Origin of the sequence: Streptomyces actinomycinicus (assembly GCF_016741775.1) — a bacterium.
Classification (GTDB): Bacteria; Actinomycetota; Actinomycetes; order Streptomycetales; family Streptomycetaceae; genus Streptomyces; species Streptomyces actinomycinicus.
Genome location: NZ_JAERRK010000016.1, coordinates 76,260 through 93,015, shown reverse-complemented (window position 1 = coordinate 93,015; position 16,756 = coordinate 76,260). Strand labels below are relative to the sequence as shown.

General features: G+C 71.2%; 15 protein-coding genes and 2 tRNA genes. 10 read left to right on the top strand and 7 right to left on the bottom strand.

The window, feature by feature from the left end; genetic code table 11:
• Positions 1 to 49: 49 nt before the first annotated feature.
• Together JK359_RS26565 and JK359_RS26560 are read right to left on the bottom strand one after the other, a co-directional pair.
• The gene (locus tag JK359_RS26565) at positions 50 to 571 is read right to left on the bottom strand and encodes an NUDIX hydrolase (RefSeq protein WP_201840614.1); all 522 of its coding nucleotides are present in this window, start codon (positions 569 to 571) and stop codon (positions 50 to 52) included.
• Positions 568 to 2,013 (bottom strand): zinc-dependent metalloprotease, encoded by a 1,446-nt coding sequence (locus JK359_RS26560; RefSeq protein WP_201840611.1) that lies wholly within the window; start codon positions 2,011 to 2,013, stop codon positions 568 to 570. The genes JK359_RS26565 and JK359_RS26560 overlap by 4 nt, the downstream gene beginning before the upstream one ends.
• 192 nt (positions 2,014 to 2,205) lie before the next feature.
• On the opposite strand from JK359_RS26560, the gene JK359_RS26555 reads away from it, so the two are divergent.
• The 4 genes from JK359_RS26555 to JK359_RS26540 all read left to right on the top strand — a co-directional run bounded on the left by JK359_RS26555 (position 2,206) and on the right by JK359_RS26540 (position 5,415).
• Complete coding sequence (locus JK359_RS26555) at positions 2,206 to 3,318, top strand: SDR family oxidoreductase (protein WP_201840609.1); 1,113 nt, start codon at positions 2,206 to 2,208, stop codon at positions 3,316 to 3,318.
• 90 nt (positions 3,319 to 3,408) lie between these two features.
• Entirely contained in the window at positions 3,409 to 3,870 is a 462-nt protein-coding gene (locus JK359_RS26550; RefSeq protein WP_201840607.1) for a molybdenum cofactor biosynthesis protein MoaE, read from the top strand.
• A 223-nt stretch (positions 3,871 to 4,093) separates the two neighbouring features.
• Positions 4,094 to 4,267: a hypothetical protein gene (locus JK359_RS26545; RefSeq protein ID WP_201840605.1), complete on the top strand. Its 174-nt coding sequence runs from the start codon at positions 4,094 to 4,096 to the stop codon at positions 4,265 to 4,267.
• A gap of 50 nt (positions 4,268 to 4,317) precedes the next feature.
• The gene (locus JK359_RS26540; protein ID WP_201840603.1) at positions 4,318 to 5,415 is read left to right on the top strand and encodes a YlbL family protein; all 1,098 of its coding nucleotides are present in this window, start codon (positions 4,318 to 4,320) and stop codon (positions 5,413 to 5,415) included.
• Positions 5,416 to 5,655: 240 nt separating this feature from the next.
• On the opposite strand, the gene JK359_RS26535 is transcribed toward JK359_RS26540, so the two are convergent.
• Positions 5,656 to 6,201 (bottom strand): PPA1309 family protein, encoded by a 546-nt coding sequence (locus JK359_RS26535; RefSeq protein WP_201840601.1) that lies wholly within the window; start codon positions 6,199 to 6,201, stop codon positions 5,656 to 5,658.
• Between the two features lie 164 nt (positions 6,202 to 6,365).
• Between JK359_RS26535 and JK359_RS26530 the strand changes: the two genes are divergently transcribed.
• The 4 genes from JK359_RS26530 (at position 6,366) to JK359_RS26515 (ending at position 11,719) form a co-directional block, all read left to right on the top strand.
• A complete protein-coding gene (locus JK359_RS26530) occupies positions 6,366 to 9,356 on the top strand; it encodes a UPF0182 family membrane protein (protein WP_201840835.1) in 2,991 nt (996 codons plus the stop codon).
• Between the two features lie 41 nt (positions 9,357 to 9,397).
• Positions 9,398 to 9,471, top strand: a tRNA-Met gene (locus tag JK359_RS26525).
• A gap of 205 nt (positions 9,472 to 9,676) precedes the next feature.
• A complete protein-coding gene (locus JK359_RS26520) occupies positions 9,677 to 11,488 on the top strand; it encodes a tetratricopeptide repeat protein (protein ID WP_201840599.1) in 1,812 nt (603 codons plus the stop codon).
• 157 nt (positions 11,489 to 11,645) lie between these two features.
• Positions 11,646 to 11,719 (top strand) — tRNA-Met (locus JK359_RS26515).
• 225 nt (positions 11,720 to 11,944) lie between these two features.
• On the opposite strand, the gene JK359_RS26510 is transcribed toward JK359_RS26515, so the two are convergent.
• Positions 11,945 to 12,361: a Fur family transcriptional regulator gene (locus tag JK359_RS26510; protein ID WP_201840597.1), complete on the bottom strand. Its 417-nt coding sequence runs from the start codon at positions 12,359 to 12,361 to the stop codon at positions 11,945 to 11,947.
• 153 nt (positions 12,362 to 12,514) lie between these two features.
• Here JK359_RS26510 and JK359_RS26505 point away from each other — a divergent pair, with 153 nt between their 5' ends.
• The gene (locus JK359_RS26505) at positions 12,515 to 13,969 is read left to right on the top strand and encodes a catalase (RefSeq protein WP_201840595.1); all 1,455 of its coding nucleotides are present in this window, start codon (positions 12,515 to 12,517) and stop codon (positions 13,967 to 13,969) included.
• 66 nt (positions 13,970 to 14,035) lie between these two features.
• Here JK359_RS26505 and JK359_RS26500 read toward each other — a convergent pair whose 3' ends face one another.
• The gene (locus JK359_RS26500; RefSeq protein ID WP_201840593.1) at positions 14,036 to 14,431 is read right to left on the bottom strand and encodes a CBS domain-containing protein; all 396 of its coding nucleotides are present in this window, start codon (positions 14,429 to 14,431) and stop codon (positions 14,036 to 14,038) included.
• 173 nt (positions 14,432 to 14,604) lie between these two features.
• On the bottom strand, positions 14,605 to 15,441 hold the full coding sequence (gene hisN / locus JK359_RS26495) for a histidinol-phosphatase (protein ID WP_201840591.1): 837 nt from the start codon (positions 15,439 to 15,441) through the stop codon (positions 14,605 to 14,607).
• Between the two features lie 265 nt (positions 15,442 to 15,706).
• On the opposite strand from hisN, the gene JK359_RS26490 reads away from it, so the two are divergent.
• Entirely contained in the window at positions 15,707 to 16,318 is a 612-nt protein-coding gene (locus JK359_RS26490; protein WP_201840589.1) for a TetR/AcrR family transcriptional regulator, read from the top strand.
• 39 nt (positions 16,319 to 16,357) lie between these two features.
• Here JK359_RS26490 and JK359_RS26485 read toward each other — a convergent pair whose 3' ends face one another.
• Positions 16,358 to 16,681 (bottom strand): DMT family transporter, encoded by a 324-nt coding sequence (locus tag JK359_RS26485; protein WP_201840586.1) that lies wholly within the window; start codon positions 16,679 to 16,681, stop codon positions 16,358 to 16,360.
• Between the last annotated feature and the right edge of the window lie 75 nt (positions 16,682 to 16,756).

The following is a 16,756-nucleotide window of genomic DNA, read 5'->3' as shown; positions in this document are numbered from 1 at the left end:
GGGCGAGGGGTGAGCGCATGGGCGCTCACCCCTCACCCGTTCCGCGCGGTCAGAGTCTGCCGCGCGTGGCCTCCAGCAGCCGCACGACCGACTCGTCCGCCACGCCCGCCACCTCGTCGTAGCCGTACCAGCGCAGCTCGAGCGACTCCTCGCTGATCGTCTGCACAGCGCCGGCCGGGGCCAGGACGGCGTACTGGACGTCGAAGTGCCAGTGGCACGGCGCCGGGATCGCGTGCCGGTCCAGACGGACCGGGCCGCCGGGCAGCAGCGTCAGTCCGGCGATGCCGGACTCCTCGGTCGCCTCGCGCAGGGCCGCCGCCTCCAGCGTGGGGTCACCCGGCTCGCAGTGGCCGCCCATCTGGAGCCACATCCGCAGCTTCCGGTGCAAGGTGAGCAGGACCCGGCCGCCCTCGGGATCGATCACCAGGGCGCTCGCCGTGACATGGCCCGCGTGGCAGGCCTTCCACATGCCGTCCGGATGGTCGGCCAGATGGTCCAGGTAGGCCTGGCGCAGGTCGTCCTGGCCCTCGTACCCCTTCAGCACGAGGACCGCGTCGTCGTACAGGCTCACTCGGTGTCGTCGCCCTTGCTGTCGCTCTCGTCCCGCTTGTGCAGGTCCGGCTTGTCCTGCGAGCCGCCCGCCGCCTCCCCGAGCATCTTGTCCAGCTCGGAGAAGTCCATGTGCTCGCGGTGGACGAAGCCGTCCGGGTCGTCCAGGTCGGTCGCCGTCGGCAGCATGTCCGGGTGGGCCCACAGGCCGTCCCGGCCGTCCACCCCGCGGGCGTCCGTGAGCGAGGCCCACAGGCGGGAGGCGTCGCGCAGCCGGCGCGGGCGCAGCTCCAGGCCGATCAGCGTGGCGAACGTCTGCTCCGCAGGACCGCCGGTGGCGCGGCGGCGGCGCAGCGTCTCGCGCAGGGCGTCGGCGGATGACAGACGCGGCTTCGCGGCGGCGTGCACCACCGCGTCCACCCAGCCCTCCACGAGCGCCAGCGCGGTCTCCAGACGGGCCAGGGCAGCCTTCTGCTCGGGCGTGTCCTCGGGCTGGAACATGCCCTGCTGGAGTGCGTCCTGCAGCTGCTCGGGGTTCTGCGGGTCGAACTGGCCGACCACGTCCTCCAGCTTGGCCGTGTCGACCTTGATCCCGCGCGCGTAGCCGTCGACCGCGCCGAACAGGTGCGAGCGCAGCCACGGCACGTGCGCGAACAGGCGCTGGTGGGCGGCCTCGCGCAGGGCCAGGTAGAGCCGCACCTCCTCCTGCGGCACGCCCAGGTCCTTGCCGAAGGCCTCCACGTTGGCCGGGAGCAGGGCGGCCTTGCCGGCCGGACCCAGCGGCAGGCCGATGTCGGTGGAGCCGACGACCTCGCCCGCGAGCACGCCGACGGCCTGCCCGATCTGCGTGCCGAACATGGCGCCGCCCATCGAGCGCATCATGCCGATCAGCGGGCCCGCCATGGCCTGCATCTCCTCCGGCAGGACGTCGCCCATGGCCGCGCCCACCCGCTCGGCGACCGGGTCGACCAGCTCCTGCCAGGCCGGCAGCGTCGCCTCCACCCACTCCGCACGCGACCAGGCCACCGCCGAGGCGGAGCCCGAGGGCAGGGACGTGGCGTCGTCCAGCCACAGGTCGGCCAGGCGGACGGCGTCCTCGACCGCCCTGCGCTCGGCGGGGCCGACGCTGGCGTCCTTCGTGCCGTCCGGGGCACCCTGGGAGACCGTCTGGCGGGCGATCTGCTTGGCCATGTCCCAGTTCACCGGGCCGCCCTCGTACGAGAGCATCTGGCCCAGCTGCTGGAAGGCCGCACCCAGGTCGTTGGGGTTCAGGGAACCGAACATGGCCGCGAGCGGGTTGTCGGCGCCGGGGCCGCCAAAACCGCCGGCTCCGGGCAGGCCGCCGAAACCGAACGGATTGGCCGGTCCCTGCCCACCACCGCTCTGCTGGTCCTTCTTCTTGCCCTCGTCGCCGTCTTCCGGCTCCTCCGGCGGAAGGCCGAAACCGAATGGGGTGTCACTCACGGGATTCCTCGGCTGGTAAGGCCACCGGTTTCGCTCCGGCGGCGCGGCTGCCCGACAACACCACCCAGCGTAGACACCTGAACCCGATCGGGCCTCGGTGCTTCGCCCACGGAAGGCCTGCGGCAGGATGGATGCACCTGGTACGTACGCGTCACTCGCGCTCGTATTGAAGACAACCGCTGGAGACGCCCGGTGAGTTCCCCAGATCCGCAGGTTCGCGCAGCGCGAAACCCTTCAACCCCTCCCGCCGTGCGCGGGCCCGTCGTCGCGGTGACCGGCGCAGCGACCGGGGTCGGCGCCCTGCTCACCGAGCGGCTCGCCGCGTCGGAGGAGATCAAACAGGTCCTCGCCATCGACGAGCGGCGCGGCGAGTGCGCCGGGGCGCAGTGGCACATCCTCGACGTCCGCGACCCCGCGATCGCGGACAAGCTGCGGGGCGCCGACGTGGTCGTCCACCTCGCGCTCGACCTCGATCTGGAGACCGATCCGGCCGCGCGCACCGCTTACAACGTCCGGGGGACGCAGACCGTCCTGACCGCCGCCGCGGCGGCCGGCGTGCACCGGGTGGTGCTGTGCACCTCGGCGATGGTCTACGGCGCGCTGCAGGACAACGAGCTGCCGCTGTCGGAGGACGCCGAGCTGCGCGCCACCGCCGAGGCCACCGGTGTCGGCGACCTGCTGGAGATCGAACGGCTGGCGCGGCGCGCGCCCCGGGCGCACCCCGGCCTCAACGTCACCGTGGTGCGGCCCGCGGTGCTGGTGGGCGGTACCGACACCGCGCTGACCCGGTACTTCGAGTCGCCGCGGCTGCTGGTCGTCGCCGGGTCGCGGCCCGCCTGGCAGTTCTGTCACGTCGAGGATCTGTGCAGCGCCCTGGAGTACGCCGTGCTGGAGAAGGTCGACGGGGAACTGGCCGTCGGCTGCGACGGGTGGCTGGAGCAGGAGGAGGTCGAGGAGCTGAGCGGGATCCGGCGGATGGAGCTGCCGTCCGCCGTCGCGCTGGGGGCGGCGGCCCGGCTGCACCGGATCGGGCTCACTCCGTCGCCGGCGGGGGACCTGGCGTACACGATGTACCCCTGGGTGGTCAGCGGGAGCCGGCTGCACGATGCCGGGTGGCGCCCGCAGTGGACCAACGAGGAAGTGCTCGCGGAGCTGCTGGAGGAGGTCTCCGGGCGGCACACCGTGGCCGGGCGGCGGCTGGGACGCAAGGACGCGACGGCCGCCGGCGCGGCGGGGGCGACGGTGGCGCTGCTCGGCGCCGCCGCCGTGGTCCGCCGGGCCCGCAAGGCCCGGCGGCGGGTGTGAGGCGCCTGTAGGACACTCCAAGCGCTCACGCGCGCGTGACTGGTGAATCTCGCATTCCCTCCGGTCGGGGGCGTGCGGCACGATGGACGCATGGCACTCACGAACGACCACCCCGGTGAGCATGCGGCCCAGGAGCCCATCAAGCTGCTCGGCATCCGGGAGACCGCGCTCTCCGTGGACGAGGTGTTCCGGGCCGTCGGGGACGACGCGGCCGGCGGCATCGCCCTGTTCGTGGGCACCGTGCGGAACCATGACGGGGGCGCCGACGTGGACGCGCTCGGGTATTCGTGCCACCCGACGGCCGAGGCCGAGATGCGGCGCATCGCCGAGAAGGTCGTCGCGGACTACCCGGTGCGGGCGCTGGCCGCCGTCCACCGGGTGGGGGACCTCGAGGTCGGGGACCTCGCCGTGGTCGTCGCCGTGGCCTGCCCGCACCGCGGCGAGGCGTTCGAGGCCTGCCGCAAGCTGATCGACGACCTCAAGCACGAGGCGCCCATCTGGAAGCACCAGAAGTTCTCGGACGGCACCGAGGAATGGGTCGGCGCCTGCTGATCAGCGCCTGCCGATCCGCCTCTGCCGAGCCGCGCCCGCTGACGCCGGGAGCGGCCGGGCGGCCACTGCCCCGATCGGCGCCCGCTGGTCCTCCTTTTGCGTCACATCAGGTGCACGGTCCACTCCGGTTGCGTAACCGGCACCCTAGCGTGAGCGTTGTCCGTGCGGATGGTTAATCTGCTGATCAGTCAGTTGCGGACGCTCGTGGCGTAGGGAGGTCGGCATGGCGGTGCTTGTCTGGCTGCTGATTCCGCTGGTGGCTGCGATCGGCGCCGGGCTCTGGGGCAGTTGGGCCAACCGGACGCGCAAGGTGCGCAGTGACGGTCCTGAGCTGGACGGATACGCCCGTTTCCGGGAGGCCATGGAGAAGCCACGCTCCGGTGCGGGCGGTGCCTGACGGGGTAGCCCTGACGGTGCGCTGACAGAGGCGTCCCGTACTGTCGAGGCATGCCACGCCGCACCGCGACGATGCTCGCCTCCACCCTGATGCTGATCGCGCTCCTGTGCGCGGGAGTACTCATCCCCGTGCCGTACGCGGAGATGTCTCCCGGCCCGACCGTGAACACGCTGGCGGAGCACGACGGCGAGCCGGTGCTGCAGATCTCCGGGCACAAGACCTATCCGACGGACGGCCATCTGAACATGACCACCGTCCGGGTCACCAGCGCGGAGTACCGGATGAACCTGGTCGAGGCCGTCTACGGCTGGCTGGCGCACGACAGCAAGATCGTCCCGCACGACACGCTCTACCCCGACGGCAAGACGGAGGAGCAGTCCACCCAGGAGAACGCCGAGGAATTCAGCCAGTCCCAGGAGAGCGCCAAGGTCGCCGCCCTGAAGGAGCTGGGCATCCCGGTGAAGTCCTGGGTGATCGTCTCCACGGTGGTCAAGGACTCCCCGGCCGAGGGCCGGCTGCACGCCGGGGACGTGATCAAGGCCGTCGACGGCACGGCCGTGAAGCAGCCCTCCGACGTCGCCAAGCTCGTCACCAGGCACAAGCCCGGACAGAAGACCGTCTTCACCGTCGTGCCGGCCAAGGAGCAGGCCGCCGCCGAGAAGGCGAACCGCACGGCGACCAAGACGCAGGACGTCACCATCACCACGGCGACCTCCGACGACAGCGGCGCCAAACGGGCCGTCGTCGGCATCTCCGCGGGGACCGACCACACCTTCCCGTTCACGATCGACATCAAGCTCGCCGACGTCGGCGGCCCGAGCGCCGGTCTGATGTTCGCGCTCGGGATCTACGACAAGCTCACCCCGGGCAGCCTCACCGGCGGCACGTTCGTGGCCGGCACGGGCACCATCGACGACAACGGCACGGTCGGCCCGATCGGCGGCATCGAGATGAAGACCGTCGGCGCCCGCGAGAAGGGCGCGCGCTATTTCCTGACCCCCGCCGACAACTGCGCGTCCGCCGCCAAGGACACCCCGGGCGGCCTCACGCTGGTCAAGGTCAAGGACATCGGGGACGCTCTCGACGCGCTGAAGGACATCCGCAGCGGGAACACCGCCGACCTGCCGAAGTGCACCACCAAGGGCTGATCGGCCCGGGAAACGGGTGAGGGCGGTCCTCCGCGTGCAAGGGGACGGGGCGAGCCCCCTCATCCGAGGCGGCCGGGACGATCCTCGCGCGTCCGAGGCGGCTGGGGTGATCCTCGCGTCCGAGGCGGCTGGGGCCCTCCCCCGGTCCGAGGTGGTTGGGGCCCTCCCGGCATCCGGCACGGCTGGGGGCGCTCCCTGTGCATCAGGGGCGCCCCCGTCGCCGTACCGCGGCGGGCGGGATCAGTCCGCGAACGTCGCCGCCAGCGCCTCCGCCAGACCCGGCACCAGGTCGGGGCCGGTCAGGACCTCCGTCGGGGAGTCCTTCTCGCGCAGCCGCACCGCGGAATCACGGGTGCCGTCCCGCAGCACCGCGACCGTCATGCGGACCTCCTGACGCTCGGGGTGCTGGGCCACCCACTTCGTCAGCGCGGCCTCGTTCAGGCCGGAGGGGACCTGTGCCTCGGCGGACGGCGGCAGCATCAGGCGCTCCACGCTGAGCGCGCAGCCGGTCACCGCGTCGGGCCAGGCAATGGTGCCGAGGAACTCGTCCAGCGGCTTGGCGGACGGGATCTCGTCCTGCTCGATAGGGGTGAGACCGGCGGCGGTCTCGGACTCGTCCGCGAGGCCCAGCTGGGCCGCGAGCGAAGGTTCCTGAGCCCGCAGCCGTGCGGTGTCTACGAGGGCGAAGAGGCGAGCGGGCTGGTCCCAGCCGAGGCCGGAGACGTACTCGTCGATCTCGAGTACGGCCCGGGTGAGCGGGCTCGCTGCCATGGGAGTGTTGGACATGGTCACAATCCTGCCTCGTTCCCGGCCGGAATCGGGAACCGAGTAAACCGTGAGTAAGTTGCATAGGTGTGGGCCCACGATCACGGGGGGCCACGGCGGGCCCGCGAACCCGAGGGCCTGACGGAACGACAGCGAACTTCGAGGTGCGCACCTTGGCTTTCCAGATGCCGGACCGCGGTGGAGGCCCGACGGGGCCGCGGATCAGAGCGGCCCGCCCGTCCCGGCGCGTCCGGACCCTGCTCGTGACACTGGGCGTCCTTGCCGTTCTCGGCATGGCGTTCACCATGTTCGCGGGGTTCTGGACGGACTGGCTGTGGTACCGGTCGGTGCACTACTCGTCCGTGTTCACCACCACCCTGTCCACCAAGATCGGGCTGTTCTTCGTCTTCGGCCTGCTGATGGCGCTCGCGGTCGGCTTCAACATCTGGCTCGCGCACCGGCTGCGGCCCCCGCTGAGCGCCATGTCGATGGAACAGCAGAGCCTCGACCGCTACCGGATGGGCATCGCGCCGTACAAGAAGTGGCTGCTGCTCGCGGTGACCTCCCTCGTCGGGCTCGTCGCCGGCGCCTCCGCGTCGAGCCAGTGGCGGACCTGGCTGATGTGGGTCAACGGCGTGCCCTTCCACAAGCAGGACCCGCAGTTCCACCTCGACGTCGCCTTCTACGCCTTCGACCTGCCCTGGTACCGGTTCCTGCTGGGGTTCGGGTTCGCCGCGGCCATCCTGTGCCTGATCGCCGCCGCGCTCACGCACTACTTGTACGGCGGACTGCGCGTCACCAGCCCCGGGGCGCGGGCCACCGCCGCAGCGACCGGTCACCTGTCGGTGCTGCTCGGCATCTTCGTGGCCCTGAAGGCGGTCGCCTACTGGCTCGACCGGTACGGGCTCGCCGTCAAGTCCAGCGACTTCAAGGCGACCGACAACTGGACCGGCCTGCGCTACGTCGACGCCAACGCCTATCTGCAGGCGAAGACGATCCTGTTCTGCATCGCCCTCATCTGTGCGCTGCTGTTCTTCGCCACCCTCTGGCGGCGCACCTGGCAGCTGCCGGTCATCGGCTTCGGCCTGATGGTCCTGTCGGCCATCCTGATCGGCGGCCTGTACCCGGCCATCGTGCAGAAGTTCCAGGTGGAGCCGAACGAGCAGGCCAAGGAAGCGCCGTACGTCCAGAAGAACCTCAAGGCGACCCGTGAGGCGTACGGCATCGACGACGCCGACGTCACCGAGTACACGGGCAAGTCCGCGACCCCGGACAAGACCGTGCTGCGTGACAAGGTCGACGACACGGCCAGCATCCGCATCATGGACCCGAACGTCGTCTCGCCGACGTTCCAGCAGCTCCAGCAGATGAAGGGCTACTACGGGTTCCCGACCAACCTCGACGTCGACCGGTACCCGAAGGACGGCAAGGAGCAGGACACCGTCCTCGGCCTGCGCGAGCTGAACCTGGACGGTGTCCCGAAGAACAACTGGATCAACGACCACTTCCGGTACACGCACGGCTTCGGCGTCGTCGCCGCCAAGGGCACCGAGGCCGACGCCAAGGGCCGGCCGGTCTTCACCGAGAAGAACCTGCCGTCCCAGGGCGACCTCGGGTCGTACGAGCAGCGGGTCTACTACGGCGAGAAGACCTCCACGTACTCGATCGTCGGAGGACCCCAGAAGGAGGTCGACTACTCCGACAACGAGCGCGAGGAGACCACCAGCTACAAGGGCAAGAGCGGGGTCAACCTCGACAACCCGGTGAACCGGGCCGCGTACGCGGTGGCGTTCAACGAACCGCAGATCCTCTACTCGGGCGCGATCGGCGAGGGCTCGCGGATCCTTTACAACCGCACGCCCAAGGAGCGCGTGGAGGCGGTGGCCCCCTGGCTCACCATCGACGGCGACGCATACCCGGCCGTGGTGAACCACCGGATCCAGTGGATCGTGGACGCCTACACGACCACGAACGGATACCCGTACGCCTCCCGGACGACCCTCGGTGACACGACCGCCGACTCGCTGACCGCGACCAACAACTCCCGCGCGGTCGTGGCACAGCAGAACCAGGTCAACTACATCCGCAACTCGGTGAAGGCGACCGTCGACGCGTACACCGGCGACGTGAAGCTCTACCAGTGGGACACCAAGGACCCCGTCCTGAAGACCTGGATGAAGGCCTTCCCCGACACGGTCAAGCCCCGTTCGGACATCTCCCCGGACCTGATGGCCCACCTGCGCTACCCGCAGGACCTGTTCAAGGTCCAGCGCGAGCTGCTCACCCGCTACCACGTGCCGGACGCGCAGACGTTCCTCAGCGGCAGCGAGGTGTGGGAGGTCCCGGACGACCCGACCAACGACTCGGGCAGCGCGGTGCCGCCGTACTACCTGAGCATGAAGATGCCGGGCCAGAACACCAAGGCGTTCTCGCTGACGACCACACTCACGCCCAGCGGGCGGGACAACCTCAGTGCCTTCATGGCCGTCGACTCCGACCCGCGGACCAGCGACTACGGCAAGATCAGAGTCCTGAAGCTGCCGACGAGCACGACCGTCGACGGACCCAAGCAGGTGCAGAGCCAGTTCAACTCCGAATCGGACATCGCCGAGACCATCAGCCTGCTCAGCCGCGGGCACTCGAAGGTCGAGTACGGCAATCTGCTGACCGTGCCGCTCGACGGGGGACTGCTGTACGCGGAGCCGGTCTACGTCCGCGGTGGCTCCCTCAAGTACCCGTTGCTGAGGAAGGTCCTGGTCACCTACGAGGGCAGGACCGCCTTCAAGAACACCCTGGACGAGGCCCTCAACGAGGTGTTCGGGGTGAAGAGTTCGACCAGTCCACCGGACACGGGCACCACGAACCCGCCCGAGACCGGTAATCCGACGGTCGACCAGGCGCTGCAGGATGCCCAGAAGGCCTTCGACGCAGGGCAACAGGCGCTGAAGGACGGACCGGACTGGGACGCGTACGCCAAGGCGCAGAAGGACCTGCAGGAGGCGCTGAAGCGGGCCGAGGCGGCACAGTCCGACGCCGGAAAGACCGACAAGACCGACAAGACGAGTGACAAGACCGGTGACCGCAAGACCGGTGATAACACGAGCGGCGACAAGACGAGCGGCGACAAGACGAGCGGTGAGAACAGCGACAAAGTGAGCGACGAGAACGGGAGTTGATCAAGCCCCCTCCGAGCCGTGGTACGGTTGACGTGCAACGGCGCGGGGTGGAGCAGCTCGGTAGCTCGCTGGGCTCATAACCCAGAGGTCGCAGGTTCAAATCCTGTCCCCGCTACTGAAGTCGAAGGCCCGGATCCGACAAGGATCCGGGCCTTCGTGGTGTGCGAACTCATGTGCTGAGGGGAAGGACGGCCGCGCCGCCGTGGGGAGTTGGGCGGTGTGTGTTTGACTTGTCTCCCTGTGGGCATGTCGACAAAACGCTGAAGTGACCTCACGGGCTGCGGTATACCGGGTGTACCCAGGTTGCAGGTGGTGCGACGATGGACGTTATGGGGGACAAGGCAACTCTGTTCGAGACAGGGCGATTTGTGCAGCCTTCCGGTACGGAGCCGGCCCGCGACGAAATGGTGGACATGGGGGAAGCCGCCGAGGAGACGCGCCTCGCGGTCGCCGCGCAGAGCGGCGACGCCGAAGCCGCGAGCGTCCTCGGGGCCATGCTGCTGCGCCGCGGTGATCTCGACGGAGCCGAACCCCACCTGCGGGCCGCGACCGCGGCCGGTGACCGGGCCGCCGCCAACAACCTGGGCGTCCTGCTGCACCAGCGCGGCTACCCCGAGGAGGCGGCCGGCTGGTGGCGGATCGCCGCAGTCGCCGGTTCCGCCGCCGCCGCGCACGCGCTCGGCCGCCACCACCGCGAGCGCGGCGACGAGCCGGCCGCCGAGTACTGGCTGCGCCAGTCCGCCGAGCAGGGCCATGTCCTCGGCGCCTACGCGCTCGCCGACCTGCTGGAGCACCGCGGGGACGTCGGCGCCGAGCACTGGATGCGGGCCGCCGCCGAGCGCGGGCACCGGGAGGCCGCCTACCGGCTGGCCCGCGCGCTCGACGGAAAGTCCGGACACGGGGAGGAGGCCGCCGCTGACAACGCTGTCGCGGAAGCGGAGCAGTGGTACCGGCAGGCCGCCGCACGCGGACACCGGCGGGCCGCACTGCACCTCGGGGCGATCCTGGAGAAGCGCGGGGAGCTGAAGGAGGCCGGGCGCTGGTACCTGACCTCCGCCAAGGACGGTGAGCCGCGTGCCGCCTGCGCCCTCGGTTTCCTGCTGCGCGACGCCGGCGACACCGAGAGCGCGGCCGTGTGGTGGCTGCGTGCCGCCCAGGAGGGCGACGGAAACGCGGCCAACGCGCTGGGCGCGCTGCACGCCGAGCGTGGCGAGACCCAGACCGCCGAGCGCTGGTACCGGGCCGCGCTGGACGCCGGCGACGACAACGGTGCCTACAACCTCGGGCTGCTCTGCGCCGAGCAGGGGCGGACCGCACAGGCCGAGCAGTGGTACCGGCGGGCCGCCTACGCCGGGCACCGGGAAGCCGCCAACGCACTCGCCATCCTGCTGCTGCAGGGCGGCGACACGACCGGCGCCGAGCCCTGGTTCTCCAAGGCCGCCGAGGCCGGGAGCGTGGACGCGGCGTTCAACCTCGGCATCCTCTACGCGGGCCGCGACGAGGAGACGACGGCGCTGCGCTGGTACGAGCGGGCGGCTGCCGCCGGGCACACCGAGGCCGCGCTCCAGGTCGGGATCGCCCGGCTGCGTGAGGGCGACGAGGCGGAGGCCGAACGGCACCTGCGCTGTGCGGCGGGCGGCGGGAGCGCGGAGGGCGCCTACCGGCTGGCCGCCCTGCTGGATGCGCGCCGGCCGCCGGAGCCCGCGCACGAGCTGGGTGAGGTCGTGCACGAGAAGACCGAGTGCGAGGAGTGGTACGAGCGGGCCGCCTCGCAGGGGCACCGGCGGGCGCAGGTGCGGGTCGGCATGCTCGCGGCGGTGCGGGGCGACGTGGTCGAGGCCGCCCGGTGGTACCGGGCGGCGGCCGAGGCCGGGTCGCGCAACGGGGCCTTCAACCTGGGGCTGCTCCTCGCGCGCGAGGGGAGCGAGCCGGAGGCGGCGGTGTGGTGGACCCGGGCCGCCGACGCCGGGCATGGGCGGGCGGCGCTGCGGCTGGCCCTTGTCTACGCGCGTCGCGGCGAGCTGGCGGAGGGGCAGCGGTGGGCCGACCGGGCGGTGGTGCTGGGACCGGCGGAGGTGGCCGAACGGGCGGGACGCCTGCGGGACGCGCTGCGGGAAGAACTGTCGGCGTGACGCCGCTGCCCGCAGCGGCGTCACGCCGCGACCGGCACCCCGTCCGCCCCGTCCGCCCTGTCCGTCCTGCCAGGTCGGCCGCGCAGTGGCCCTGGTCACTCGGCCCCTGACCGATTTGCTTCCCGGAGCTTCTTCCGCGTAATGTCGTGTTCACCGACGCGGGGTGGAGCAGCTCGGTAGCTCGCTGGGCTCATAACCCAGAGGTCGCAGGTTCAAATCCTGTCCCCGCTACTGAAGGCCGAGGGCCGGAATCCAGAAACGGATTCCGGCCCTCGGTGTTTTTGCGCACCAGGGTTTCGGCGCCCGGGTTCCGCGCGCCCGCTTCTCGCGTCCCCGGTGCCTTGGGCGCGTCCCCGGTGCCTTCGGCGCGTCCCCGGTGCTCGGCGCGGCCGGGGGAGAGCGGGCGCATGCACGAAGAGCCCCGGCGTCGGCCGGGGCTCCTGGAGTGGGGTGTGGCTACGCGCCCGCGCAGTCCGGGCACAGCCCCCGGTACGTCACCTCGACGTCCGACACCGTGAAGCCGAAGCGCTCGGTGTCGGGGAGGTCGGCGAGCGGGTTGCCCGTCGGGTGGACGTCGCGGATCGCGCCGCACCGGGCACAGACCAGGTGGTGGTGCGGCCGGTGCGCGTTCGGGTCGTACCGCTTGGCGCGCTTGTCCGTCGTGACTTCCAGCACCTCGCCGAGGGAGACCAGCTCGCCCAGCGTGTTGTAGACGGTCGCCCGGGAGATCTCCGGCAGCTTCGTGACGGCCCGCGCGTGGACCTCGTCGGCCGTCAGATGGACGTGCTCGCCGTTCAGGACCTCGGCCACCACGCGTCGCTGCGCGGTCATCCGCCATCCGCGTCCACGCAGCCGTTCCAGAAGGTCGCTCATGGCCACCAGCCTAACAGGAGGACCGACCAGGTCGGGAATAGGTGTGACTTTGGATCGATGTTTGACTTAGACAAAGTCCACTGTAGGATCGAGACTGGCTTTGGCCGCAAGGCAGGCAGGACAGGAACGTCAGTGATGACACAGGAGGCGCACGTGTCGCAGGGACCGCTCACCACCGGGGCCGGTGCCCCGGTCGCCGACAACCAGAACAGCGAGACGGCGGGCGTCGGCGGGCCGGTCCTCGTCCAGGACCAGCTGCTGCTGGAGAAGCTGGCCCACTTCAACCGGGAACGCATCCCGGAGCGCGTGGTGCACGCACGCGGTGCCGGCGCCTACGGCACCTTCACGGTGACCGCCGATGTCACTCCGTACACGCGCGCCGCCTTCCTCTCCGAGGCCGGCAAGCAGACCGAGGTCTTCCTGCGCTTCTCGACCGTGGCCGGCAACCTCGGTGCCGCGGACGCCGTCCGCGATCCGCGCGGCTTCGCGCTGAAGTTCTACACCGAAGAGGGCAACTACGACCTCGTCGGCAACAACACCCCGGTCTTCTTCATCCGGGACGCGATCAAGTTCCCGGACTTCATCCACACCCAGAAGCGCGACCCGTACTCCGGCAGTCAGGAAGCCGACAACGTCTGGGACTTCTGGTCGCTGTCGCCGGAGTCGACGCACCAGGTGACCTGGCTGTTCGGCGACCGCGGCATCCCGGCCTCGTACCGGCACATGGACGGGTTCGGCTCGCACACCTTCCAGTGGAACAACGCGGCGGGCGAGGCCTTCTGGGTCAAGTACCACTTCAAGACCGACCAGGGGGTCAGGAACCTCACCGCCCAGGAGGCGGAGGTGCTCGCGGGCAAGGACCCCGACTCGCACCAGCGCGACCTGCGCGAGGCGATCGAGCGCGGCGAGTTCCCGAGCTGGACGGTGGGCGTGCAGATCATGCCGGCGGCGGACGCGGCGACGTACCGCTTCAACCCGTTCGACCTGACCAAGGTGTGGCCGCACGCGGACTACCCGGTCGTCGAGATCGGCAAGCTGGAACTGAACCGCAACCCGCGGAACATCTTCGCCGAGGTCGAGCAGTCGGTCTTCTCCCCGGCGCACTTCGTGCCCGGCATCGGACCCTCGCCCGACAAGATGCTCCAGGGCCGGCTCTTCGCGTACGGCGACGCGCACCGCTACCGCGTCGGCATCAACGCCGACCACCTGCCGGTGAACCGCCCGCACGCCACCGAGGCGCGCACCAACTCCCGGGACGGACTGCTCTACGACGGCCGGCACGGCGGCGCGAAGAACTACGAGCCGAACAGCTTCGGCGGGCCGCGGCAGACCGGCCGCCCGCTGTGGCAGCCGTTCGACGGCTTCACGGGCGGCACCGGCAACCACCCGACTCCGGTGCACGCCGAGGACGACGACTTCGTGCAGGCGGGCAACCTCTACCGGCTGATGTCGCAGGAGGAGAAGGACCGGCTGGTCGCCAACCTGGCGGGCGCCATGGCGCCGGTCTCGCGCGACGACATCGTCGAGCGGGCGATCGGTAACTTCGCGAGCGCCGACGCCGACTTCGGCAAGCGTCTGGAGACGGCGGTACGGGCGCTGCGCGGCTGAGCCGGCCGCCTTCGCGGCTGGGCGGGCCGGACCCCACGGTGCTCGGGGTCCGGCCCGCTTCGCATCTCAGAGCGCGGGTGTGGGTTCGCGGGCCGGGAGCCAGCAGCGGATGATGTCGCGGACCGAGACGATCCCGGCCACCTCGCCGCGGTCCAGGACGACCAGGTGCCGGAAGCCGCCGTGGGTCATGGCACGGGCCGCGTCCTGCAGCGTCCAGGTCGGTGCGGCGAAGACGACGTCGGTGGTGGTGTGGGCGTGGGTGCGTTCCGTGTCCGGGTTCTGGCCGAGGCCCACGGAGTTGAGGATGTCGCGTTCGGTGAGGATGCCGATGCCGCCGGCGTCCGGATCGAGGACCACGGCGGCGCCGACGCGGCGCGCGGACATCAGGGCGGCTGCCTGGCGGAGGGTGTGAGCGGGGCCGAGGGTGAGTATCACCGTGCTCATGGCGTCACGGACGAGCATGGATGGGCCACCTCCTAGGAATCCCCGCGGTGGTGCGGGCCCGGCACCGGAGGCACCCGTTCGGCACTGCACAAGTTCACAAGCGGGGGTGGCCTCAGAGTGACAGGTAAAGGGCGGGTCAACAAGGGGGCGCGCGACGCCAGTTGAGGGCGTACCGGGAGTGCTCCCGTTCCTCAGCCGCGCCGGCCGAGATACCCCAGCAACTCGTCGTGCAGCAGGCCGTTGGACGCCGCCGCGTTGCCGCTGTGCGGGCCCGGACGGCCGTCGAGACCGGTGAAGGTGCCGCCCGCCTCGGTGACGACGATCGCGTTGGCGGCCATGTCCCACAGGGACAGCTCCGGCTCCGCGCAGATGTCGACGGAACCCTCGGCGAGCATCATGTACGGCCAGAAGTCGCCGTAGGCGCGCGTGCGCCACACCTGGCGGGTGAGGTCCAGGAAGCCGTCGAGCCGGCCCCGCTCCTCCCAGCCGGAGAGCGAGGAGTACGCGAACGAGGCGTCCGCGAGCTTGCCGACACGGGAGACGTGGATGCGGGTCGCGGAGGTGAGGTTGCGGCCGGCGAAGGCGCCGTGCCCCTTCGCGGCCCACCAGCGGCGGCCCAGGGCGGGGGCGGAGACCACACCGACGACCGGCTGGTAGCCTCCCCCGTTCCCGGCTTCGCCCGAACGGGAGGTATCCCCACCGCCGGCCTCCATCAGGGAGATCAGCGTGGCCCAGACGGGGACGCCGCGGACGTAGTTCTTGGTGCCGTCGATGGGGTCGACGACCCAGCGGCGGGGGCCGGTGCCCTCGACGCCGTACTCCTCGCCGAGGACCGCGTCCCGCGGACGGGCGCGCTGGAGCTGGCCGCGGATCAGCTCTTCCGCCGCCTTGTCCGCCTCGCTCACCGGGGTCATGTCCGGCTTCGTCTCCACCTTCAGGTCGAGGGCCTTGAAGCGGGCCATGGTGGCGGCGTCGGCCGCGTCCGCGAGGACGTGGGCGAGGCGGAGGTCGTCGAGGTAGTCCGGCATGTGAGGAACGGTATCGGTCCCGACGGGCACGGGGCCACAAGGGGCAGGGCGGGGCGGGGCGAGGGGATCGAGGCGGGGGCGCGGCGGGGCGGGCGGATCGAGGCGGGGGCGCGGGCGGGGCCGGACGCGCCGGGGCGCGGGGGAAGCCCGGCACGGGCGGGCGGTGGACGGCCGGTCCACGACCACGTGCTGCCGCGAACCCTTGACAGTGCATACGAGCGCGTCAAATCTGGGCGCAGAGTCGCTGTGGCCCAGGGAGGCCAGGATGCCTGCTGCTCGGGAGTCCCTGCTGGACGCCGCCTACACGGCGCTCGCGCGCCGGCCGTGGTCCGCGGTACGGATGGTCGACGTCGCCGCGTCGGCCGGGGTGTCCCGGCAGACCCTGTACAACGAGTTCGGCAGCAAGGACGGGCTGGCCAGGGCCCTGGTCCGGCGCGAGGCCGACGGCTACCTGGCCGGCGTGGAACGGGCGCTCGGCAGTTCCGCGGAACCGGGGGAGCGGCTCACCGCCACCGTCGAGTGGACGGCCGTGGCCGCCCGGGACAACGCACTGGTCCGGGCCATGCTCACCGGCTGCTGGAGCGAGCGGCTGCCCACCCCGGTGCTCACCGCCGTGCCCTCCACGTCCGCGGTGCCCGCACAGCGCCGGGCGGACGGGCCGCTGCCCGCACCCCGCGACTTCGTCCGGATCGTCCGGGACCGCGCGGTGACCGCGCTGGCCGGCCCCGCCGCCGGCACCGGCCGGGCCGACACCGCCGAACTGCTCCGCTCCTGCGAGCTGGTCGTACGCCTCGCGCTGTCCTGCGTGGCGGCACCCCCCGGCGAGGGCGGCATGGCGGAACTGGTCCGCGCGGTACTGCCCCGGCAGACGGTGTGACCCACCGCCGGCCACGGCCCTGGCGCGCCTGGCTGCGTCTCAGTGCGCCGACCCCGACAGCTGGAGTCCGATGACCCCGACGATGACCAGGCTGATGGAGACGATCTTCAGGGTGGAGACCAGGTCGCCCAGGAAGACCATGCCGTAGATCGCGGTGCCGGCGGCGCCGATGCCGGTCCACACGGCGTAGGCGGGGCCGACGTCGAGTTTCTTGAGGGAGAGGGTCAGCAGACCGAAGCTGCCCAGCGCGAAGGTCGCGAAGGCGATCGTCGGCCACAGACGGGTGAACCCGTGCGAGAGCTTCAGGCACACGGCGAATCCGGTCTCCAGAATCCCGGCCACTATGACCAGCAGCCACGCCATGTACGGTCCTCCCGTTGGTCCGGCTCTCCGGCTCGGTGCGATTATGCACTTACCGGCCCGCCGCCCAGGCAAACA